At 73.1% G+C, this 20,431-nt stretch carries 20 protein-coding genes; 17 read left to right on the forward strand and 3 right to left on the reverse strand.

Features of this window, described 5'->3' with window-relative positions:
• The 13 genes from OHS18_RS43370 to OHS18_RS43430 all read left to right on the forward strand — a co-directional run bounded on the left by OHS18_RS43370 (nt 1) and on the right by OHS18_RS43430 (nt 13,200).
• A complete protein-coding gene (locus OHS18_RS43370; protein ID WP_328614716.1) occupies nt 1-717 on the forward strand; it encodes a thioesterase II family protein in 717 nt (238 codons plus the stop codon).
• Nucleotides 714-2,975, forward strand: a complete 2,262-nt coding sequence (locus tag OHS18_RS43375; RefSeq protein WP_328614717.1) for a non-ribosomal peptide synthetase — start codon at nt 714-716, stop codon at nt 2,973-2,975. The genes OHS18_RS43370 and OHS18_RS43375 overlap by 4 nt, the downstream gene beginning before the upstream one ends.
• Nucleotides 2,972-3,229, forward strand: coding sequence for an acyl carrier protein (locus OHS18_RS43380; RefSeq protein WP_328442893.1), 258 nt, complete (start codon nt 2,972-2,974; stop codon nt 3,227-3,229). Before OHS18_RS43375 ends, OHS18_RS43380 begins: the two co-directional genes overlap by 4 nt.
• The gene (locus tag OHS18_RS43385) at nt 3,226-4,503 is read left to right on the forward strand and encodes an MFS transporter (protein ID WP_328614718.1); all 1,278 of its coding nucleotides are present in this window, start codon (nt 3,226-3,228) and stop codon (nt 4,501-4,503) included. Before OHS18_RS43380 ends, OHS18_RS43385 begins: the two co-directional genes overlap by 4 nt.
• Nucleotides 4,500-5,732, forward strand: coding sequence for a beta-ketoacyl [acyl carrier protein] synthase domain-containing protein (locus tag OHS18_RS43390; RefSeq protein WP_328614719.1), 1,233 nt, complete (start codon nt 4,500-4,502; stop codon nt 5,730-5,732). The genes OHS18_RS43385 and OHS18_RS43390 overlap by 4 nt, the downstream gene beginning before the upstream one ends.
• Nucleotides 5,726-6,865 carry a beta-ketoacyl-[acyl-carrier-protein] synthase family protein gene (locus tag OHS18_RS43395; protein ID WP_328614720.1) on the forward strand — a complete coding sequence of 380 codons (1,140 nt, stop codon included), beginning with the start codon at nt 5,726-5,728 and terminating at the stop codon, nt 6,863-6,865. Before OHS18_RS43390 ends, OHS18_RS43395 begins: the two co-directional genes overlap by 7 nt.
• Nucleotides 6,858-7,325, forward strand: coding sequence for a hypothetical protein (locus tag OHS18_RS43400; RefSeq protein WP_328442889.1), 468 nt, complete (start codon nt 6,858-6,860; stop codon nt 7,323-7,325). The genes OHS18_RS43395 and OHS18_RS43400 overlap by 8 nt, the downstream gene beginning before the upstream one ends.
• Nucleotides 7,322-8,671: a class I adenylate-forming enzyme family protein gene (locus tag OHS18_RS43405; RefSeq protein ID WP_328614721.1), complete on the forward strand. Its 1,350-nt coding sequence runs from the start codon at nt 7,322-7,324 to the stop codon at nt 8,669-8,671. Before OHS18_RS43400 ends, OHS18_RS43405 begins: the two co-directional genes overlap by 4 nt.
• Nucleotides 8,672-8,682: 11 nt before the next feature.
• The gene (locus OHS18_RS43410; RefSeq protein WP_328614722.1) at nt 8,683-9,363 is read left to right on the forward strand and encodes a thioesterase II family protein; all 681 of its coding nucleotides are present in this window, start codon (nt 8,683-8,685) and stop codon (nt 9,361-9,363) included.
• Nucleotides 9,364-9,400: 37 nt separating this feature from the next.
• Complete coding sequence (locus OHS18_RS43415; protein WP_328614723.1) at nt 9,401-10,108, forward strand: 2OG-Fe(II) oxygenase family protein; 708 nt, start codon at nt 9,401-9,403, stop codon at nt 10,106-10,108.
• Entirely contained in the window at nt 10,108-11,073 is a 966-nt protein-coding gene (locus tag OHS18_RS43420) for an ornithine cyclodeaminase family protein (protein WP_328614724.1), read from the forward strand. The genes OHS18_RS43415 and OHS18_RS43420 overlap by 1 nt, the downstream gene beginning before the upstream one ends.
• Before the next feature lie 163 nt (nt 11,074-11,236).
• The gene (miaB, locus tag OHS18_RS43425) at nt 11,237-12,730 is read left to right on the forward strand and encodes a tRNA (N6-isopentenyl adenosine(37)-C2)-methylthiotransferase MiaB (protein ID WP_328614725.1); all 1,494 of its coding nucleotides are present in this window, start codon (nt 11,237-11,239) and stop codon (nt 12,728-12,730) included.
• On the forward strand, nt 12,727-13,200 hold the full coding sequence (locus tag OHS18_RS43430; RefSeq protein ID WP_326954966.1) for an Rv2732c family membrane protein: 474 nt from the start codon (nt 12,727-12,729) through the stop codon (nt 13,198-13,200). The genes miaB and OHS18_RS43430 overlap by 4 nt, the downstream gene beginning before the upstream one ends.
• Here OHS18_RS43430 and OHS18_RS43435 read toward each other — a convergent pair.
• A complete protein-coding gene (locus OHS18_RS43435) occupies nt 13,197-13,622 on the reverse strand; it encodes a hypothetical protein (protein ID WP_328614726.1) in 426 nt (141 codons plus the stop codon). The genes OHS18_RS43430 and OHS18_RS43435 overlap by 4 nt on opposite strands.
• A gap of 172 nt (nt 13,623-13,794) precedes the next feature.
• The gene (locus OHS18_RS43440) at nt 13,795-15,108 is read right to left on the reverse strand and encodes a DUF349 domain-containing protein (protein WP_328614727.1); all 1,314 of its coding nucleotides are present in this window, start codon (nt 15,106-15,108) and stop codon (nt 13,795-13,797) included.
• A gap of 246 nt (nt 15,109-15,354) precedes the next feature.
• On the opposite strand from OHS18_RS43440, the gene miaA reads away from it, so the two are divergent.
• The 4 genes from miaA (at nt 15,355) to OHS18_RS43460 (ending at nt 17,831) form a co-directional block, all read left to right on the forward strand.
• The gene (gene miaA, locus OHS18_RS43445) at nt 15,355-16,254 is read left to right on the forward strand and encodes a tRNA (adenosine(37)-N6)-dimethylallyltransferase MiaA (RefSeq protein ID WP_442875452.1); all 900 of its coding nucleotides are present in this window, start codon (nt 15,355-15,357) and stop codon (nt 16,252-16,254) included.
• A 10-nt stretch (nt 16,255-16,264) separates the two neighbouring features.
• Entirely contained in the window at nt 16,265-17,095 is an 831-nt protein-coding gene (dapF, locus tag OHS18_RS43450) for a diaminopimelate epimerase (protein WP_328614729.1), read from the forward strand.
• 118 nt (nt 17,096-17,213) lie between these two features.
• On the forward strand, nt 17,214-17,600 hold the full coding sequence (locus OHS18_RS43455; RefSeq protein WP_328614730.1) for a hypothetical protein: 387 nt from the start codon (nt 17,214-17,216) through the stop codon (nt 17,598-17,600).
• 54 nt (nt 17,601-17,654) lie between these two features.
• Entirely contained in the window at nt 17,655-17,831 is a 177-nt protein-coding gene (locus OHS18_RS43460) for a hypothetical protein (RefSeq protein WP_328442718.1), read from the forward strand.
• 60 nt (nt 17,832-17,891) lie between these two features.
• On the opposite strand, the gene valS is transcribed toward OHS18_RS43460, so the two are convergent.
• Nucleotides 17,892-20,423 (reverse strand): valine--tRNA ligase, encoded by a 2,532-nt coding sequence (gene valS, locus OHS18_RS43465; RefSeq protein ID WP_328614731.1) that lies wholly within the window; start codon nt 20,421-20,423, stop codon nt 17,892-17,894.
• Nucleotides 20,424-20,431: the final 8 nt, after the last annotated feature.

Here is a 20,431-nt window from a genome sequence, read left to right on the forward strand (position 1 = left end):
ATGACGACCGGCGTACCTGTGCTGTGTTTCCCGCCCGCGGGGGCGGGACCGAGCTTCTTCCAGGCGTGGCCGGCCGCGGCGACGGCGCTGCGGTTCACCGCCGTCGAGCTGCCCGGCAAGGAACGGCGGTTCGCCGAGACCCCGGCGACCACCATGGCGGCGCTGCTGGACGCGATCGCCGACGACGTCCTGCGCGAAGTCGGCGACGCCGGACGGGTGGGTGTCTTCGGGCACTCCTTCGGCGCGCGGGTCGCCTACGAGGTCGCCCGGCTGGTGGCGCGCGAACGGCCGGCCGTGGAGCTGACGCTGTTCGCCAGCGGCGCGGAGCGGCCCGGAATCCCGCGGCCGGCACCGATCGCCGGGCTGCCCGACGACGAGTTCGTGATCGCCGTGGCCGAGCTGGCCGGCTACCGCCACCCCGCGATGGACGACCCGGACCTGCGCGAGCTGCTGCTGCCCGCGCTGCGGGGCGACATCGCGGTCGACGAGACCCACCGGCCCGCGGAGGAGACCGGGGTCGGGTTCCCGATCGTCGCGGTCCGCGGCGACGCCGACGAGCTGGTGTCCGCGGCGGCGGCCGCCCGCTGGGCCGAGGTGACCTCGGCGGGCTGCACGACCGCCGAGATCCCGGGCGGCCACATGTACCTGGTCGAGCGGTGGCGGCCCCTGGTGGCGCTGCTGGAGCGGACGCTGGCCGGCGAACAGGCGCGGTCGTGACCGGGCCGGCGCCCCTCGCCCCGCTGCCGGACGTCGCGGCCGTCCGGGATCCGCTGGCGCACCTGGCCGGGACGTCGAGCGCGTCCACTGTGGACCTGGGCGCGGCCGGGCCCGCCGATGTGCTCGCCGCGCTCGGCCTGGTGTTCGGCCGCTACGCGCGCGCCGCGACGCTGGCCGTCGGCGTGTCCGGTGGCGCCACGCTGATCACGGTCGACGAGGACCAGCCGGCCGGGGTGTTCCGCAAGCACGCGGCCACCGCGCCGGCCGGGTCGACGCGCGACCTGCCCACGGTCGGCGTCGTCGAGGACCAGCGGGCGCCGTACCCGCTGACCGTGCAGGTCACCGGGGGGCGGGCGACGGCGCGGTTCGCCGAAGACGCCGTCGCGCCGTGGGCGGCCGCGCAGCTCGGGCGGCACCTCACCGCCGTCCTCACGGAGCTGCGGACCGGGGACCAGGACCGGCCACTCGCCGACATCGCCCTCGAAACCGGTGCCGCGCCGCCGCCGCTGGTGGCCGCCGGGAGCCCGCGCACGATCACGGACGTCTTCGCCGAGCAGGCTCTTCGACGCGCCGGCGCCCCCGCGGTGTCCGGTGAGGACGGCCGGTTCGGTTACGCGGACCTGGCCGGGCGGGCGGAGCGGTTCGCCGCCGGCCTGCGGGAGCGCGGGATCCGGCCCGGCGACCGGGTCGGGATCGTGCACGAACGCGGCGCCGGCCTCGTCGCGCTGCTGCTCGGGGTGCTGCGGGCGGGCGCGGTGTACGTCCCGCTCGACCCGGCCTACCCCGACGGGCGCCTGGCCTACATCGCCGGCGACGCCGGGCTCGCGCTGGTCGTCACCGACGAGGCCGCGGCGGGACGCCTGCCCGGGGTGCCCGCGGTGACGTCGGCGGAGCTGCCGGCCGACGGCGAAGTGCCGGCCGGGCTGGCCGGCCCCGACGACCCGGCTTACGTGATCTACACGTCCGGCTCGACCGGGCGGCCCAAGGGCGTCGTCGTCCCGCACCGCAACGTCGTGGACCTGGTCACGGGGACCGCGGACGGGTTCGGCCTGGCCGGCACCGACGTCTGGACGTGGTTCCACTCCGTGGCGTTCGACTTCTCGGTCTGGGAGATCTGGGGCTGCCTGCTCACCGGCGGCCGCCTGGTCGTCGTGCCTGAGTGGACGCGGCGCTCGCCGGACGAGTTCGCCGCGCTGCTGCGGGACGAGCGCGTCACGGTCCTCAGCCAGACGCCGTCGAGCTTCGCGCAGGTGATCGAGACGCAGCTGCGGCGCTCCGACGACCTCCCGCTGCGCCTGGTGATCTTCGGCGGCGAGCCGCTCGACGCGTTCGCGCTGCTGCCGTGGTTCGACCGGTACCCGCAGACGCGCTGCCGGCTGGTGAACATGTTCGGCATCACCGAAACCACGGTGCACGTCACCGCGCAGACGGTGACCCGCGCGGACGCGCTGGCCGGTTCACGTTCGGTCGGCCACGCCATCCCGGGCTGGGACGTCCAGGTCGTCGACGCGCGCCACCGGCCGTTGCCCCCGGGCGTGCCGGGCGAAATCGCCGTCGGCGGCGCCGGGCTGGCCCACGGCTACCTCGGCCGTCCGGAGCTGACGGCCGAACGGTTCGTCACCTTGGCCGGCCGCCGGGTCTACCTGAGCGGCGATCTCGGCCGCCTGCTGCCGGACGGCCGCCTGGAGCACCTCGGCCGCCTCGACAGCCAGGTCAAGCTGCGCGGCTACCGGATCGAGCCGGACGAGATCCGCAAGGTCCTGCTGGCCGAGCCCGGCGTCGTCGCGGCCGCGGTCGTCCTCGCCGCCCCGGGCACCGCCGAAGCCCGCCTCGACGCCTACGTCGTCCTCACGGACGGCACCCCGGACGCCTTGCGGACCCGCGCGGCCGCGTTGCTGCCCGAGTACATGGTGCCCTCGACGTTCACCGCGGTGCCCGCGCTTCCCTTGACGGTCAACGGAAAGCTCGACGAAGCCGCCCTGCCCGAGCCGGTCCTCGGCGGTACCCACTCGGCGGCCCCGGCCGAAGACGGAGACGTCGTCCTGGCCGCGTGGCGAGCGGTGCTCGGCGGGACGATCGGCCCGGACGACCATTTCTTCGACAGTGGCGGCAACTCCCTGCTGGCCGCGAAAACCCTGGCCGCTCTCCGGGACGCCGGCCTGACGGTCGGCATCCGGGACCTCTACGGCCACCCCACCCCACGCCGTCTCGCTGCACACCTCGCCGAGAAGTCCGAAGAGAAGGAAGCCCAGCCGTGACCACTCCGCACCCGCAGCCCGACCTCGCCGACCTGGTCCGCCGGACCTGGGTCCGCGTGCTGGGCCACGACCGGTTCACCGACGACGACTTCTACTTCTCGGTCGGCGGCAACTCGCTCGGCGCGACGCGGGTGATGGCGGCGCTCGGCCGCGAGGTCGGCACCCGGCTGCCGGTCCGGATGCTCTTCGACCACCAGACCGTGGCGACGCTCGTCGCCGCGCTGACCGCTCGGCTGGAGGCGAACGCGGCATGAAGGGCCTGAGCCGGATCGCCGCGTTGTCGCGGGCCGCGCGCTGGCTGATCGCCACCAACGGGATCAGCGCGCTGGGCGCGGGCATGGTGATGCCGTTCCTCTGGATCTACCTCACCGAGGTCCGGCACCTGCCCACCTGGGTGCCCGCCGCGACCCTCGCCATCCAGGCGTTCGCCGCGGTGTTCGGCGGCCTCGCCTACGGCGCGCTGCTCGACCGGCTGCCCTACAACGTCGTCGTGCCGCTGGCCAACGTCAACGCCGGCGTCGGCACGCTCCTGTTCGCCTTCGCCGGGCAGGCCTGGGTCGCCGTCGCCGCCGCGGTGGTGTTCGGCTTCGGGATCAGCGGCGTCGGCACCGCCGTACGCTCGGCGTACGGCGCGACCACGAGCACCGACCAGCGCGAAACCGCGTATTCGGCGGACTACGGCGTGCTGAACGTCGCGATGGGGATCGGCGTGATCCTCGGCGGGGTGTTCGCCGCGCTGGCGTTCCTCAGCCCGGTCGGCCGGTACTTCCTGATGTACTCGATCGACGCGGCGACGTTCTTCGTGATGGCCGTCGCGACCGTGCGGGTGCTGCCGAACCGGGCGCACCAGGCCGAGCGGAAGCGGGCCGGCGCCGTCCGCGGCACCTACCGGGCCGTCCTGCGCTCGCCGAGCCTGCTGGCGCTGCTGGCCGTGCTGCTGCTGTCCGGGCTGGTGTCCTTCGGCCAGTTCCGCGCCGGCCTCCCGGGTTACCTGACCCAGACCGGTGCCATCACCGCGAGCGGGCTGTCGTTCGCCTTCGCCGTCAACATCATCCTCTGCGCGGTCGTGCAGTTCGCCGTGATGCCACACCTCGAACGGTTCTCCCGGACGCTGCTGGTCGGCGCCAGCGGCGTGATGTTCGCGGCCTGCTGGGCGTTCGTGCTGCTGGCCGGGCGCCACGACGGCACGACAGCACTGGTGCTGGCCACGGTCGCGGTGATCCTGTTGTCCATCGGGGAGTCCCTGGTCGTCCCGCTGCTCACGACGTTGCTGAACAACGCCGTCGGCGAAGACCTGCGGGGCCGGGCGAACGCCCTGTTCTCGATCACGTTGTCCACCAGTGCCGTGATCGGCCCGGCCCTGGCGGGCGCACTGCTGTCGTTCGGCTCCGGGGCCGTGTTCGTCGTCGTGATGATCGTGCTCAGCGCCGTCGCGACGCTCCTGGTGCTGAGCCTGCGCCGGACACTGCCCGCCGAGCAGGCGGAACCCGTGCCCGAGACCTTCGACGAAATGGAGAGCGCGGCATGAGCCGAACGCGGGGAGCCGACGCGATCGCGATCGTCGGGGTGGGCTGCCGGTACGCCGGGGCCGCGAGCGCCACGCAGTTCTGGGCCAACCTCCGGGCCGGGCGCGACCGCTTCACCCGCGGCGCGCCCGTGCCGCCGGGGGACGGCCCGCGCGACATCGCCGCGTGGGGCTACATCCCGGACCGCGACCTCTACGACGCCGGCCTGGTCGGCTACACGAGCGAGACCGCCGAGCGCGACCCGCAGCACGGCATGCTCTACGAGGCGATGTGGGCCGCGGCCGAGGACGCCGGCGTGCGGCTGTCGGACATCGGCGACACGACCGCCGTCTACGCCGGGGTGGCGCGCACCAAGCACGTCGAGCGGGGCACCTTCGAGTCCACTGTGGACCGCGACGCCACGTTCGCCGGCCCGCACTTCTCCTACTTCCACGACCTGCGCGCCGAAAGCATCATGATCGACGCCTCGTGCGCGACCGGGCTCGTCGTGGTGCACCTGGCCTGCCAGAGCCTGCTGCTGGGCGCGAGCGACTACGCGTTCGCGGGCGGTGTCGCGGTGATGGACACCGACGGCACCTACGAGTACACGCCGAACGGCATCTACTCGAGCGAGGGCATCTGCCGGCCGTTCGACCGTGCGTCGACCGGCACCGTCCCCGGCGACGGCGTCGGGGCGGTGCTGCTGCGCCGGCTCGACGACGCGCTGGCCGACGGCGACCCGATCCACGCCGTGATCCGCTCGACCGCCGTCGACAACGACGGCAAGCAGAAGGCCGGCTTCACGATCCCCGGCGTCGAGGGCAAGATCCGCGTGGTCGACCAGGCTCTGGCCGGCGCGGGGGTGACCGGCGCGGACCTCGGGTACGTCGAGGCGCACGGCGTCGGCATCCCGGTCAACGACCAGATCGAGGCCACCGCGCTGACCGAGGCCCTCGGCTCCGCCGGACAGCCCCTGGCCGTCGGGTCGGTCAAGGCCAGCATCGGGCACACCGACACCGCGGCCGGGCTGGCCGCCCTGATCAAGACGGCGTTCGCGGTGGAGCACGGGTTCCTGCCCGCCACCCCGAACACCACCGAGGCGATCGAAGAGCTGACCGCGGGCGGCGACCGGTTCTCGATCCTGCCCGAGGGCCGGGACTGGGCGACCGCCGGGCCGCGCCGCGCCGGGGTCATGTCGGCCGGGATCGGGGGCACCAACGCGTTCGCGGTCGTCGAGCAGGTCCCGTGCTGAGGTCGGACCGGACGCTCTGCGTGACCGGGACCGCGTGGCACACCTCGCTCGGCGCGGGCCGGGACGAGGTGTGGGAAGGCCTGCTCGCCGGGCGGTCCGGCCTGCAGCTGGTGCCCGGCGCGAATGTGCTGCGCAGCTTCGTCGCGGGCCTGCTGCCGGACGGGCCGGCCGACGGCGGCCCGCGGGAGCGGCACGTCGAACTCGCCACGGCCACCGCCGAAGCCGCGTTGCGCGACGCCGGCTTGCGCGCCGAAGAGGCCGATCCGGTCCTGGTGCTCGGCACCAGCCTGGGCCCGCACATCGACGACGCGGACCCCGGCTCACTGCACGACTGGGTCGCCGAAGCCGGCAAACGGCTCGGGCTGACCCGGCCGCCGGTTTCGCTGTCCACGGCGTGCTCGTCGGGGTCCGACGCCATCGCCGTCGCGGCCGAACTGCTGGGGGCCGGGTACGCCGACGTCGTCGTCGCCGGCGGCGTCGACCTGCTGACCGACGGCAAGCGGCTGGGACATTCGGTGCTCGGCACGCTGTCGCCGTCGACGCACCGCGCGTTCGACGCCGACCGCTCCGGGATGCTGCCCGGTGACGGCGCGGGCTGCGTCGTCCTCGAGCGGCTGGAGTCCGCGCGGCGTCGCGGCGCCCGCCCGCTCGGGTTCCTGCGGGGCTGGGGTTCCACCAACGACGCGGCCGGGATGACCGCGCCGAAGGCCGACGGCGAAGCCGCCGCGCGGGCCGTCCGCCGCTGCGCCGAGCTGGCGGAGCGGCCCCTGGCCGACGTCGCCGTGGTGAACGCCCACGGCACCGCGACGGTCCTGAACGACCAGGCCGAAGCCGCCTGCCTGTCCGGGCTGTTCGGCGACCTGCCGCGGCCGCCGGTGGTGTTCGCGACGAAGGGCGCGCTCGGGCACTCGCTGGGCGCGACCGGCGTCGTCGAGGCGATCACCCTGCTGCTGGCCCTGCGCGACCGGACCGTGCCGCCGGTCCTCGGCCTGACCCGGCCGATGCCGGAGCTGCGGCTGCCGGTCGCCCGGGACGTCCCGCACGCCGTCGACGGCGACTTCGGGATCAGCCTGACCCTCGGGTTCGGCGGGTTCAACACGTGCCTGCTGTTCGAACGGGGGGACGATGCCTGAGCCGATCGCCACCGGGGTCCGCGCCCCGGACGCGCCCCGGCCGGCCGGGGCCCAGGTCCGCTACGCCGATCCGGCCGCCTGGCTGGTGTGCGACCTCGTCGGCCGGGTCCTGCGGGACTGGCCGGGCGACCGCGAGCCCGTCGGCGTGCTGGGCGTGAGCGAGTACGCCACCGGCGACACGCTGCGGCGCGTCGCCGCCGAAGTCGTCAAGCACGCGGTCTCGCCGCTGCGGTTCGTCGCGGCCAGCCCGGGGACTCTCGTCGGCCTGAGCTGCCTGCAGTTCGGGCTGCACGGGCCGAGCCTGCTGCTCACGATGCCGCCGTCCGACGGCCTGCCCGTCGCGCGCGTGCTCGCCGGGCGCTGGCTGACCGGCGCGGCGCCCGCGGTGCTGCTCGTGACGCACGAGGTCGACCGGTCGGGCACCCACCGCGGCACCTGCGAACTCCTGGAGGCGGCGTGAACACCGGCGTCACCGCGCGCGAGGTCGAGGACCTGCTCGCCCGCACGACCTGGCCGGGCGCCACCGGCGACTGCGCGGGAGTCGGCGAGCTGGCCGACCGGTTCGCCGCCGGCTTCGTCCCGGGTTCCGTCGTGCTGGTCGCGCTGCCCAACGGCACCCGGCTGATCCGGGTGTTCTTCGCGCTGGTCCTCGCCGGGCTGGTGCCCACGCTGCTCGCGGCGTCGACCCCGGCGTCACGGCTGCGCGCGACCGCCCGGCGGCTCGGCGCGACGGCGCTGGTCCGCCCCGGCGGCGAGACCGACCAGGTGACGGTCACCCGCCTGGACGACACTTCGGTGCGGACGCACCGGCCCGGGCAGGCGATCCTGCTGACCTCCGGCACGTCCGGGATGGCCACCGGCTGCCTGCACGACGTCGCGGCGCTGCGGCGCAACGCCACGCGGCACGCCCGCAGCATCGGGCTCGGGCCGGCCGACCGGATGCTGATCACGCTGCCGATGCACTACTCGTACGCGCTGGTCGCGCAGGTCATCGCGGGCCTTGTCACGGGCGCGTCGCTGGTCGTCACCGGCCCGCCGTTCACCCCGGCCGGCTACCGCGACGTCGTCACCGCCCACGACGTCACCGTGTCCGCGCTGACCCCGCTGCTCGTCGCCGACCTGCAGGCCGACGGCGGCCGGCTGCCGCGCGGCCTGCGGGCGCTCGGCGTCGGCGGCCACGCGCTCGACCCGGCCCGCACGGCCCGGCTGCTCGCCGCGAACCCGGACCTGGAGCTCTACCTGACCTACGGGCTCACCGAGGCCGGGCCGCGGGTGTCGACGCTGGCCGCGCACCGCGAGCCGCCGGCCCGGTACGCCTCGGCCGGGACCCCGATCGACGGCGTCCGGCTGGGCCTGCGCGACGCCGGCCGCGGCCCGGACGAGCAGGAGGTCCTGGTCACCGCCGACACGGTGTACCGGGCCAAGGTCGGCGTCGAAGGGGGTGTGTCGCGCGGCAAGCTCGTCGCGGCGGACACCATCGCCACCGGGGACGTCGGCCGCCTCGACGACGACGGCTACCTGTGGCTCAGCGGGCGGATCTCGGACTTCGCGATCGTGCGCGGCGACAAGGTTTCGCTGTCTTCGGTCCGCAAAGCGGCGGAGTCCCTGGACGGCGTCCTGCGCGCGATCGTCACGCCGCCCGCGGACGAAAACGCCGGGGCCCTGGAGCTGGCGCTCTACGTCGACGAAACCCGCACACTGTCCGAAAAGGACGTCCGGCGGACGCTGTACCCGTTGCTGACGCCCAACGAGCGCCCCGGCGAGCTGACCGTGCACCCGGTCACGGCCGGCAGCCTGCACAAGTAGGGGAGGGACTCGTGGAACTGCTCTGCGTGCCGGGCGCCGGCGGCTCGCCCCGGGCCTTCCGCCCGTGGGCCGGCGCGCTCGCCCCGGACATCACGGTCCGCCCGCTGAACCCGCGCGGCCGCGACACCCCGGCGTCGAGCCTCGTCGGCGTGGCCGCCCGGCTCGTCGAACGCATCCCTCGTGACGGCCGGTACGCGCTGGCCGGGCACAGCATGGGCGGCCTGATCGCCTACGAGATGGCGCGCCTGGTCTGCGCCGGGGACACCTTGCCGCGTCCCGAGTTCGTCGTCGTCGCCGGAGCCCGGCCCCCGCACTCGAGCCCGGCCGGCGAGTTCGCCCGGCTGGTCGCGGTGGCGGACGACGACGAGTTCCTCGGCGAGCTGGCCGCCGCCGGGCTCGTCGAGCCCGCGGCGCGGCATTCGCCGATGCGCGCGCTGTTCGTGCCGACCCTGCGCGCGGACCTGCGCCTGGTGGCGGAGTACCGGCCGGAGCCGGGCGACCCGCTGCCGGTCGACCTGCTGGCCTGGCACGGCGCCGACGACCCCTCGGCGTCGCCGGCGGCGGTCGGGGACTGGGCCCGCTACACCGCCGCCGGGTTCCACCCGGCCGCCTTCCCCGGCGGCCACCACTTCCCGTTCGAGCGGCCGGCCGAGGTGGCCGCGCGGCTGCGAGCGCACGTGAGCGTCCCCTGAAGAGTTTCCGAGGACGGTTCGACCGAAGGAGAGAACCATGTCGGCCACGATCGACCCCACCGCCGGCCTGTTCGCGGGCTGGACCCCGCCGCGGGACCTGCCGTTCCACTGGCACATCTACGACGTCGGCAGCACGCTGCCCGCCGGCTGGACCGACGAGCTGCTGGACGTCGCGCGCCGGCAGGCGGCCCGCCGCAGCTTCCGCCCGACGATGGCCACCGCGCGCGAAACCGCCGACGCCGTCATCCCGCTGGAGTCCGTCGACGGCGCGGTGCTCGTCGAGCAGGCGCCGTGGGTGAACGAGCTCTACACCGGCTGGTTCCGGCAGCTGGGGGAGCGCCTCGCCGACGAGCCCCTGGAACTGACGAGCACGACCAACCGCGCGCTGAGCCTCAACGTGCAGCGCGGCGTCACCATGCGCTACCCGTGCCACGTGGACAGCAACCCGGTGGAAGGCCTGCTGTACCTGACCGACTGCACCGAGGAGACCGGCGGCGGCCTGGTCGTCTCCCGCAACCGCCACGCCCGCGACGTGTCCGAAGTGGACGAAGACGCCGCCGTCATCTACCCGCGGCGAGGCCAGTTGTTCTTCTTCGACGCGCGCTTCCACCCGCACTACGTCCAGCCGCTGCGCACCGACGACGCCCTGCGCGCGGTCGTCACGATGAACTACTACACCCGCTCGATCCCCGAAGCCGTCCGGCCGGAGGGCCTGGACGAGCAACTGTTCGGCACGGCCGCCTGATGACCCTGCTGGTTCTTTCCGGCGCCGACGTCCGCGAGGCGTTCCCGCCGAAGGAGGGCCTCGCCCCGATGCGCGACGCCCTCAAGGCCCTCTCCCGGGGCGACGCGCACCAGCCGCTGCGGCCGGTGGTCGCCCCGGAGGGAGCGGCGGGCCTGCTGGCGATGATGCCGGCGTACACCGGCGCCGACGGTTACGGCGTCAAGATCGTCTGCCTGTTCGAGGGCAACACAGCGCGCGGTCTCGACGCCCACCAGGGCGCGATGCTCCTGTTCAGCGGCGAGACGGGAGAAGCCCTGGCGCTGCTGAACGCCTCGGTCCTGACGGAGCTGCGCACCCCGGCGGTGACGGCGGTGGCCACGGAGACCCTGGCCCGCCCGGACGCGACAGACGTGACGATCTTCGGCCTCGGCGTCCAGGGCGCGGCCCACATCCGCACCCTGGCGGCGGTCCGCCCGCTGCGTCAGGTCCGGGTGGTGACCCGCTCGGACGCCCGGGCCCGGTGCGCGGCTCTGTCGGCGGAGCTGGACGTGCCGGTGGTGGTCGCCTCCTCCGCGGAGGAGGCGACACGGTCAGCCGACATCGTGATCACGGCGACCAACGCGGTCTCACCCCTGCTGCGGCACGCGTGGCTGCGGCCAGGAACGCACGTGAACGCGATCGGCTCGTGCGTCCCCCACACGCGCGAACTGGACACGGCGACGATGGCGTCGGCCCGGGTGTTCGTGGACTCGCCGGAGTCGGCGGTCAACGAAGCGGGCGACTACGTATTCGCAGCTCGCGAGGGGGCGGCGGTGGACCTGACACCCCTGGGCGACGTCCTGCTGGGCCGGGCGCCCGGCCGCGAGTCCGAGGAGGAGATCACGGTGTTCGAGTCGGTGGGCCTGGCGATCCAGGACCTGGCGGCGGCGCGGTTCGTGTACGCCCGCGCGCAGGAGACGGGAGCGGGCACCCGCGTCGAGTACTGACCGGTTCGAGTGGCCGGTTCCTGGTGACTGGCTTCGAGCGATGCCAGTGTCGCCGGTTCGGTGGGGCGCCATGGCGTACTGCGAAGCCTGGGGGAGCCGTGGCGGCGGACCGGAGGCGGGCGCCGGGCAAGGCCCGCCGACCCCGGGGTTACCCTGGTCAGCGATGACCGAGACACAGGCACCCAGGGCGTACCAGATCCGCACCTTCGGCTGCCAGATGAACGTCCACGACTCCGAGCGCCTCGCCGGGCAGCTCGAAGAGGCCGGGTACGTGCCCGTCGACGGCGGGGCGAAGCCCGACCTCATCGTGTTCAACACCTGTGCCGTCCGGGAGAACGCGGACAACAAGCTCTACGGCACCCTCGGGCACCTGCGGCCCGACAAGACCGCGAACCCGGATCTGCAGATCGCCGTCGGCGGGTGCCTGGCGCAGAAGGACCGCGGGGAGATCGTCAAGCGGGCTCCCTGGGTGGACGTCGTGTTCGGGACGCACAACATCGGGTCGCTGCCGACGCTGCTGGAGCGCGCGCGGCACAACGCCGAGGCCGAGGTCGAGATCCTCGAGTCCCTCGAGACGTTCCCCTCGACGCTGCCCGCGCGCCGCGAATCGTCCTACGCGAGCTGGGTGTCCGTTTCGGTCGGCTGCAACAACACCTGCACCTTCTGCATCGTGCCCGCCCTGCGCGGCAAGGAACGCGACCGGCGCCCCGGCGAGATCCTCGCCGAGGTCGAGGCGCTCGTCGCCGAGGGCGTGCTCGAAGTCACGCTGCTCGGCCAGAACGTGAACTCCTACGGCGTCGAGTTCGGCGATCGGCTGGCGTTCGGCAAGCTGCTGCGCGCCTGCGGCGGGATCGACGGCCTGGAGCGCGTCCGGTTCACCTCGCCGCACCCGGCGGCGTTCACCTCCGACGTCATCGACGCGATGGCCGAGACGCCGAACGTCTGCCACCAGCTGCACATGCCGCTGCAGTCCGGGTCCGACCGGGTGCTGCGCGAGATGAAGCGGTCCTACCGCTCCGCGCGCTACCTGAAGGTCCTCGACGAGGTCCGCGCGGCGATGCCCGACGCGGCGATCACCACCGACATCATCGTCGGCTTCCCCGGCGAGACCGAGGAGGACTTCCAGGCGACCCTGGACGTCGTCGCCGAGTCCCGCTTCTCCAGCGCGTTCACCTTCCAGTACTCGAAGCGCCCCGGTACGCCGGCCGCGACGATGGCGGGCCAGCTGCCCAAGGAGGTCGTCCAGGAACGCTACGAGCGCCTGGTCGAGCTGCAGAACCAGATCTCCTGGGACGAGAACAAGAAGATCGTCGGCCGCCGGGTCGAGCTGCTCGTCGCCGACGGCGAGGGCCGCAAGGACGCCGAGACGCACCGGATGAGCGGCCGCGGCCGCGACGGCCGGCTGGTGCATTTCGCGCCGACGGGCGCGAATGTCGATCGCGGGGTGCGGCCCGGCGACATCGTCGAGACGGTCGTCACCTACGGCGCGCCGCACCACATGGTCGCCGACGGGGACCTGGTCTCGCACCGCCGGACGCGTGCGGGCGACAACGCCGAGGCGGGGCTGCGGCCCAAGACCAACGGCGTCACGCTGGGCCTGCCGGGCTTCGGTGCCCCGGCGGTCCGGCCCGAACCGGTGAGCGGGTGTGCGTTGTGACCGAATCCCAGAAGTCCGGCGAGCTGGACGAGCTGGCCGCCGAGATCGACGAGGTCGGGCAGCAGGCGTCCCGCACGGTCGAGCTCGGCCGGCGCGGGTTCACCATCGCCGTGTTCACGTTCGTGCTGCTCGGCTGCCTGCTGCTGCCGTGGGTCGGCGACCACGCCGGCTGGCAGGTGCTGGCCGGCGAAGGGGGCGGCATCCCGCAGCTGTTCGCCGCGACGTCGACCGCCGTCGGCGTTGTCGCGTCCGCGCTCGCGCTGGTGACGCGCCGCTGGTGGCTGGCCTGGGTCTGCGCCGCCGGCGGCTGGTTCGCCTCGGTGGACGGCCTCCTCGCCATCTGGTCGCAGCAGTCGTCCCACGCCCCCGGCGCGGCCGGTGGCGGGCCCGGCGCCGGCCTGATCATCGCCTGGATCGCGATGATCTGCCTCGCCGTCCAGTGGATGCGCACGGCCTTTTCGCGCTCCTAGAGCACCACGATCCCGATCAGGCCCGACACGACACCGACGTAGAGCTCGGTCTCCGGGTGGAACACCCGCAGCGTGACGTTCGCGCGGATCTTGAAGCTCACGCTGAACTTGAAGACGCCGTTGGGCTTGCAGGTCCCGGTGGTCAGGTCGACCCAGACGCCGCCCTTGAGCTGCTGGACGACCACCGGCTCGCCGCCGGAGACGGACTCCTGCCCGCCGAGGTCGGCGAACGAGCCCTTGATCTTCGTCTCCTCGCCGACCTTGACGCGGTTCTTCTCGGCCTTCGCCTCGAGCTTGGCCTTGTGCTTCTTGCCTTGGACGGCGGCCGGGGCCGGGCCGGTGGCCGCGAGAGCGACAGTGGGGGCCGCGAGCGCGACGGCGCAGGCGATGACCAGTGCGGACCCGAGGTTCGATGGCTTCATGATCGAAGTGCAGCACCCGGGCGGCGGAAAAGCGCCGGAAGACCCCCGGCCGTGCCGGACACCCGACCCCTTCAGGTGACGCGCTGACCGTCCGCGTGCCCGAAAACCGTGAATGGCACATCGAGGGACTTCAAGTCCCTCGATGTGCCATTCACGGCACTTCCAGCCTGGCTCAGCGGTCGGCGATGGCCGCCTCCGCGGCCTGCAGCCACTCGCGCCACTGCGCGGCCTGCTCGTCGGCCTTCTTCGCGCGGCGCTCGTCGCCCGCCGCGCGCGCCTTTTCGGCCTGGCTCTCGAACTGCTCGACGCGCTCGCGGAACTGCGCGGCCCGGGCCTGCGCCTCCGGGTCCGTGCGGCGCCAGCGGGAGTCCTCGGCCGACTTCACCGAGTCCTGGACGGCCTTCAGCCGGCCGTCCAGCTCGCGGATGCGCTCGCGCGGGACCTTGCCGATCTCGTCCCACTGCTCCTGGATCTTGCGCAGTGCGTTCTTCGCGGCTTCGAGGTTCGAGGCGGCGTCGATCTTCTCGGCCTCGACCAGCAGCTCCTCCTTGCGGGACGCGTTGGTCGAGAACTCGGCGTCGCGCTCGGTGAAGACCGCGGACCGGCGGGCGAAGAACTTGTCCTGCGCGGCGCGGAAGCGCTGCCAGAGGGCCTCGTCGCTGTCCTTCGGCGCCCGGCCGGCGGCCTTCCACTCGGTCATCAGGTCCTTGTAACGACCGGCGGTGTCGCCCCAGTCGTCGGACTCGCTGATGGCCTCGGCCTCGGCGATGAGCTCTTCCTTGCGCGTCTTGGCCGAGGCGCGCTGCTTGTCCAGCTCGGCGAAGTGGGAGCCACGCCGCCGGTTGAAGCCCTCGCGGGCCTTGGAGAACCGCTTCCACAGCTCGTCGTCGGTCTTGCGGTCGACGCCCTTGACCGTCTTCCACTCGTCCAGGATCGCGCGCAGCCGGTCGCCGGCCGCCTTCCACTGGGTGGAGTCGGCGGCGATCTTCTCGGCTTCCTCCGCCAGCTCCTGCTTCCGGGTGACGGCCGCGGCGCGGGCTTCCTCACGCTCCAGCTTCGCGCTGGCCAGGGCCTTCTCGGCGTGCCCGATGACGTACTCCAGGCGCGCGCCCAGGGCGGCCAGGTCACCGACCAGGGACGACTCGGCCAGCCCGTCGCGCAGCTGCGTGGCGCTCGAGAGCGCGTGCTTCGGGTCGCCGGCGCCCGAGGCCAGGCGCGTCTCCAGCAGCTCGACCTCGGTCCGCACGTCGTCGAAGCGGCGGGCGTAGTGCACCAGGCCCTCGTCGGGGCTGCCTGCCTGCCAGACGCCGACGGCGCGTTCGCCCTCGGCGGTGATGACGTAGACAGTGCCCTCTTCGTCGACCCGGCCCCAGGTGGACGGGGTGGGCTCGGCGGGCGGCACGGGCGGTGCGGCGTGCCCGGTGTGCAGCGCGTGCGGCACCGGGTGCGGGGCCGGGGTACCGGTGGAAGTGTTCTCCTGGGCCATCGCAGGCTCCTTATCGCCTGTACGCCCGCTCGCGCGGGCGCCCCGCCGTTGCGGCGGGGCCGGGTAATGCGGTCGTCACGGGCCGTGCTCGGATGCTACGGCCTCCACGCGGCATTCAAGCAGCTCAGCGCGCACCGTGGTACCGGATGAGCCACCCGAAGCTCGTGATCCTACTTCCGGTGGACGCTCCGTGTCCGGACGCCGGTATCGTCAGCCGCCGTGACCAGCCCCGCCGCCGTGCCCCCGATCCGCCCGGTCGCGGTGGTCGGGCCGACGGCCACCGGCAAGACCGCGCTCGCCGTCGAACTGGCGCTGAAGCTCGGCGGGGAGGTCGTCAACGCCGACGCGCTGCAGCTCTACCGCGGCATGGACATCGGCACCGCCAAGGCCACTGAGCAGGAACGTCGCGGCGTTCCGCACCACCTGCTCGACGTGCTGGACGTGACCGAGACGGCGTCCGTCGCGGCCTACCAGCGTGACGCGCGCGCCGAAGTGGAGCGGCTCCTGGCCGCGGGCCGGGTGCCCGTGCTGACCGGTGGATCCGGGCTCTACGTCCAGGCGGTGCTCGACGACCTGCGCTTCCCGGGCACCGACCCGGCCGTGCGCGCGCGGCTCGACGCGGAGGCGGAAGAACGGGGCACGCCGACCCTCTACACCCGGTTGGGTGAACGCGATCCGGTCGCCGCGGCCGCGATCCTGCCGACCAACACCCGCCGGATCGTGCGCGCGCTGGAAGTCATCGAGATCACCGGGGAGCCGTTCTCCGCGAACCTGCCGAAGCCGGGGCCTGCTCGCTACGGCACGGCCGTGATCGGCGTCGACCGCGCGCCCGAAGAGCTCGACGAGCGCGTGAACGAGCGCGTCCGGCGGATGTTCGAGGCCGGGCTGGTCGACGAGGTTCGCGAGCTGCTGGCGCGCGGCCTCCGGGACGGGAAGACGGCGTCGCGCGCGCTCGGCTACCAGCAGGTGATCATCGAGCTGGACGGCGAGGGCGACTTCGAGGCCGCCGCGGCGGCGACGGCGCAGGCCACCCGGCGCTTCGTCCGGAAGCAACGGTCCTGGTTCCGGCGCGACCAGCGGATCCACTGGTTCGACGGCGCCGAAGCCGGGCTGGCCGCACGCGTCCTGGATACCCTGGCCCGGTAACCTTGCCCCCATGGGCGGAATCGAGTTCCTCAAGGGGCACGGCACGCAGAACGACTTCGTTCTGCTCCCCGACGCGGCGGGCCGCCTCGAACTGACCGAGGCGCGGATCGCCGCGCTGTGCGACCGCCACCGCGGCCTCGGGGCGGACGGCGTGCTCCGCATCGTCCGGGCCGACGCGCTCGAACTGCCGTCGGCGGGCGAGTGGTTCATGGACTACCGCAACGCGGACGGTTCGATCGCGGAGATGTGCGGCAACGGCGTGCGCGTCTTCGCGCGGTACCTCGTGGATTCGGGCCTCGCGGCGGAAGGCGGGTTCGTCGTCGGCACCCGGGCGGGCGACCGCCCGGTGGTGGTGCACCCGGACCGGTCGGTGACCGTGCAGATGGGCCCGGCGACGATCACCGGCACCTCGGTCACCGTGGTCGCGGGCCGGCCGTTCTCCGGCGTGGCCGTCGACGTCGGCAACCCGCACCTGGTGACGGTGCTCGACGACACCGACGTCGCGGACCTGGACCTGCGCGACCAGCCCGACTACGACCACGACGTCTTCCCGAACGGCGTCAACCTGGAGTTCGTCAACCGCCTCGGCGAGGGCGCGCTGCGGATGCGCGTCCACGAGCGCGGGGTGGGGGAGACCCGCGCCTGCGGCACCGGCACGGTGGCCGCGGTCGCGGCGGCCTTCCACCTGGCGGGCACCGACACCGGTGCGTCCACAGTGGACATCCCGGGCGGCCGGGTCGAGGTGACGGTCTCGCGCGGGGCGTCGACGCTGTCGGGCCCGGCGGAGATCGTGGCCCGCGGCGAAATCGACGACGCCTGGTGGGCCGCCGCCGGTTCCTGACCGGCGTGTTCTGCCGCGTCGACCGGCGGAATGGGCATCCGTAACAAATGCCCGGACGTGAGCGACCTTGGGTCCGCAATCAGGACTTCGTCGTATTCACGTGAGGGTAGGTGTCCGGATGGATACTTTCGTGATCATCCTGGCTCTGTGTGCGTTGGCCGGTTTCCTCGGGTGGCAACGATTCGCAACGAACAACGCGGTGGCCACCACTTCGGTGCGCTCGCCGCACGACGTGCGGCGCACGCAAGAAATCGTCGATGCGGCTTTCGGTGGTGCCAGGGCGATGCTCTGGACCACGGCGTCCGGCCCGGGGAACATCAACAAGCGCCGCCGGGGGAAAGATCGCGGCATCACGATGTCCATCGACATCGAGGCGATTCCCGGTGGTGGCTCGCAGGTGGACATGTGGGCGTCCCAGACCAACGTTTACTTCGGGCTTTTCGTCAATTTCTCGGGCGCGGTCAACAGCCGCAAGAAGGCGATTTCGCGCCATCTCACGAGTTGATCCCGTGGCGAAGTCACGATTGTCACCCCGTTGATCGACGAGAGGACACGGGAGATGCCCGGCTACGACCCCCAGTGCGGCAACTGCCATCGCTGCTCGAAGTGCCGCGGTGACGGCACGGTGATGGTCAGGAAGTACGACAGGGACAAGCACTACGACGTCCGCGAGACCTGTCCGACGTGTAACGGCGTCGGCGGTTCCGTCGGCGTCGGTGAGCATCGGCACAACTGACGAACCAGGGGCCGCGTCGGTGGGGGTGCTACCCCCGCTGACGCGGCCCACCCGGGTTCGTCAGCCGCCGACGGTCACTTCCAGCGCCGGCTCACCGTCTCGCGTGGTCACCTCCGCGATCGCGCCCGCCAGCCGGATGTCCGGCTCGATGCGGGCGAAGCGCTCCAGCACGTCGGCCGGGCCGGTCACCGTCAAGGTTTCCACCGCCGTGCGCATCGAGACCTTCGCGTCCGTCTTCGCCCGGCGCACCGCCGCGATCACCTCGCCCGCCAGCGTCAGCAAGGCGGGGTCACCGTCGACAGCCGGTCCGACGGGCCACGGCGCCCGGTGCACCGAACCCTCCTGCCACCACGACCACACCTCTTCGGTCGCGAACGGCAGGAACGGCGCCAGCAGCCGCAGCACCGCCGACAACGCCGTCACCAGTGCCGCCTGGGCCGACGAAGCTCCCGAGGGACCGCTGTCGCCGTACGCGCGGCCCTTCACCAGCTCGACGTAGTCGTCGCAGAACGTCCAGAAGAACGTCTCGGTCACCTGCAGCGCCCGCGCGTAGTCCAGCGCCTCCAGCGCCGCGGTCGCCTGCGTGACCACCGCCGTCAGCGAAGCCAGCAACGCCCGGTCCAGCGGTTCGGTGACCGCCGCGGACACCGACGGCACACCCAGGCCGAGCACGAACCGGCTGGCGTTGAGCAGTTTTGTCGCCAGCCGCCGGCCGACCTTCATCTGGCCCTCGTCCACCGCCGTGTCGACGCCGGGGCGCGCGCTCGCCGCCCAGTACCGCACCGCGTCCGAGCCGAACCGCTCCAGCAGGTCCACCGGTGTCGTGACGTTGCCCTTGGACTTCGACATCTTCTTGCGGTCCGGGTCGAGCACCCAGCCGGCGATCGACGCCGCCCGCCACGGCAGCACGCCGTGCTCCAGCTCCGCGCGCACCGCCGTCGAGAACAGCCAGGTGCGGATGATCTCGTGCGCCTGCGGCCGCAGGTCCATCGGGAAGACCCGCTCGAACAGGTCGTCGTCGAGGCTCCAGCGGCCGACGATCTGCGGGGTCAGCGACGACGTCGCCCACGTGTCCATCACGTCGGCTTCGGCGACGAAACCGCCCGGCACGCCCCGCTGGTCCTCGGTGAACCCGGGCGGGACGTCGCTGCTCGGGTCCACCGGCAAGGACTCCGGCAGCAGCCGCGCTTCGTAGTCGGGCTCACCACTCGCGTCCAGCCGGTACCACAACGGGATCGGCACGCCGAAGAACCGCTGGCGGCTGACCAGCCAGTCGCCGGCGAGGTTCGCCACCCACGACGAGTAGCGCACCTTCATGTGCTTCGGCACCCAGTTCAGCTCTTCGCCGCGGGCGAGCATCTTCTCGCGGAACGCCGGGTCGTTCCCGCCGTTGCGGAGGTACCACTGACGGCTGGCGACGATCTCCAGCGGCTTGTCGCCCTTCTCGTAGAACTTCACCGAGTGCGTGATCGGCCGCGGCTCGCCGCGCAGGGCCCCGGCTTCGCGCAGCAGGCGGACCAGGATCTCGCGTCCCGTGTGGACGGTCTTGCCCACCAGCGGCGCGTAGGCGTCCGCGGGCACGCCGTGCGGCGCGTCGGGCAGGAACCGGCCGTCCCGGCCGAGCACCACGCGGGTCGCGAGCCGCAGCTCGCGCCACCACGTGACGTCCGTGGTGTCGCCGAAGGTGCACACCATCGCGATGCCACGGCCCTTTTCGGGATCCGCCAGGTGGTGCGCGACCACGGGCACCTCGACGCCGAACACCGGCGTCCGCACGGTTTTCCCGAACAGCGGCCGGAACCGTTCGTCGTCCGGGTGCGCCACCAGCGCCACGCACGCGGGCAGCAGCTCGGGCCGGGTCGTCGCGATCACGACGTCCGAGCCGTCTTCGGCGGTGAACGCCAGGTCGTGGAACGCGCCGGGGCGTTCACGGTCTTCCAGCTCGGCCTGCGCGACGGCGGTGCGGAACGAGACGTCCCAGAGCGTCGGCGCTTCGGCCTGGTAGGCCTCGCCGCGGGCGAGGTTGCGCAGGAACGCGCGCTGCGAGATCAGCCGCGAGTCGTGCCCGATCGTCTGGTAGGTCATCGTCCAGTCGACGGACAGCCCGAGCTGCCGCCACAGCGCTTCGAAGACCTTTTCGTCGGTCACCGTCAGGGATTCGCACAGCTCGACGAAGTTCCGCCGCGAGATCGCGACGGTGTTCTTTCCTGGGTCCTTGCCGGGCTTGTCCGGCGCCCGGAAGCCCGGGTCGTAGGGCAGCGACGGGTCGCAGCGGACGCCGAAGTGGTTCTGCACCCGGCGTTCGGTCGGCAGGCCGTTGTCGTCCCAGCCCATCGGGTAGAACACCTCGAACCCGCGCATCCGCTTGAACCGCGCGAGGACGTCGGTGTGGGTGTAGGAGAAGACGTGCCCGATGTGCAGCGACCCGCTGACCGTCGGCGGCGGGGTGTCGATCGAGTAGATCTCGTCCCGGGTTTTGGTGCGGTCGAACCGGTAGGCGCCGGTGGACTCCCATACGGGTACCCACTTGGCCTCCAGACCGTCGACACCGACCTTGTCCGGGACCTGTGGGCTCGTGAAGGGAGTTGTCATGCGGCAAC

It is taken from the genome of Amycolatopsis sp. NBC_00355 (assembly GCF_036104975.1).
Lineage (GTDB): Bacteria > Actinomycetota > Actinomycetes > Mycobacteriales > Pseudonocardiaceae > Amycolatopsis.

Coding starts and splice junctions, on each gene's coding strand:
- OHS18_RS43370 (WP_328614716.1), top strand. CDS start 1: ATGACGACCGGCGTACCTGTGCTGTGTTTCCCGCCCGCGGGGGCGGGA.
- OHS18_RS43385 (WP_328614718.1), top strand. CDS start 3,226: ATGAAGGGCCTGAGCCGGATCGCCGCGTTGTCGCGGGCCGCGCGCTGG.
- OHS18_RS43390 (WP_328614719.1), top strand. CDS start 4,500: ATGAGCCGAACGCGGGGAGCCGACGCGATCGCGATCGTCGGGGTGGGC.
- OHS18_RS43400 (WP_328442889.1), top strand. CDS start 6,858: ATGCCTGAGCCGATCGCCACCGGGGTCCGCGCCCCGGACGCGCCCCGG.
- OHS18_RS43415 (WP_328614723.1), top strand. CDS start 9,401: ATGTCGGCCACGATCGACCCCACCGCCGGCCTGTTCGCGGGCTGGACC.
- OHS18_RS43420 (WP_328614724.1), top strand. CDS start 10,108: ATGACCCTGCTGGTTCTTTCCGGCGCCGACGTCCGCGAGGCGTTCCCG.
- miaB (WP_328614725.1), top strand. CDS start 11,237: ATGACCGAGACACAGGCACCCAGGGCGTACCAGATCCGCACCTTCGGC.
- OHS18_RS43435 (WP_328614726.1), bottom strand. CDS start 13,622: ATGAAGCCATCGAACCTCGGGTCCGCACTGGTCATCGCCTGCGCCGTC.
- OHS18_RS43440 (WP_328614727.1), bottom strand. CDS start 15,108: ATGGCCCAGGAGAACACTTCCACCGGTACCCCGGCCCCGCACCCGGTG.
- dapF (WP_328614729.1), top strand. CDS start 16,265: ATGGGCGGAATCGAGTTCCTCAAGGGGCACGGCACGCAGAACGACTTC.
- OHS18_RS43455 (WP_328614730.1), top strand. CDS start 17,214: ATGGATACTTTCGTGATCATCCTGGCTCTGTGTGCGTTGGCCGGTTTC.
- OHS18_RS43460 (WP_328442718.1), top strand. CDS start 17,655: ATGCCCGGCTACGACCCCCAGTGCGGCAACTGCCATCGCTGCTCGAAG.
- valS (WP_328614731.1), bottom strand. CDS start 20,423: ATGACAACTCCCTTCACGAGCCCACAGGTCCCGGACAAGGTCGGTGTC.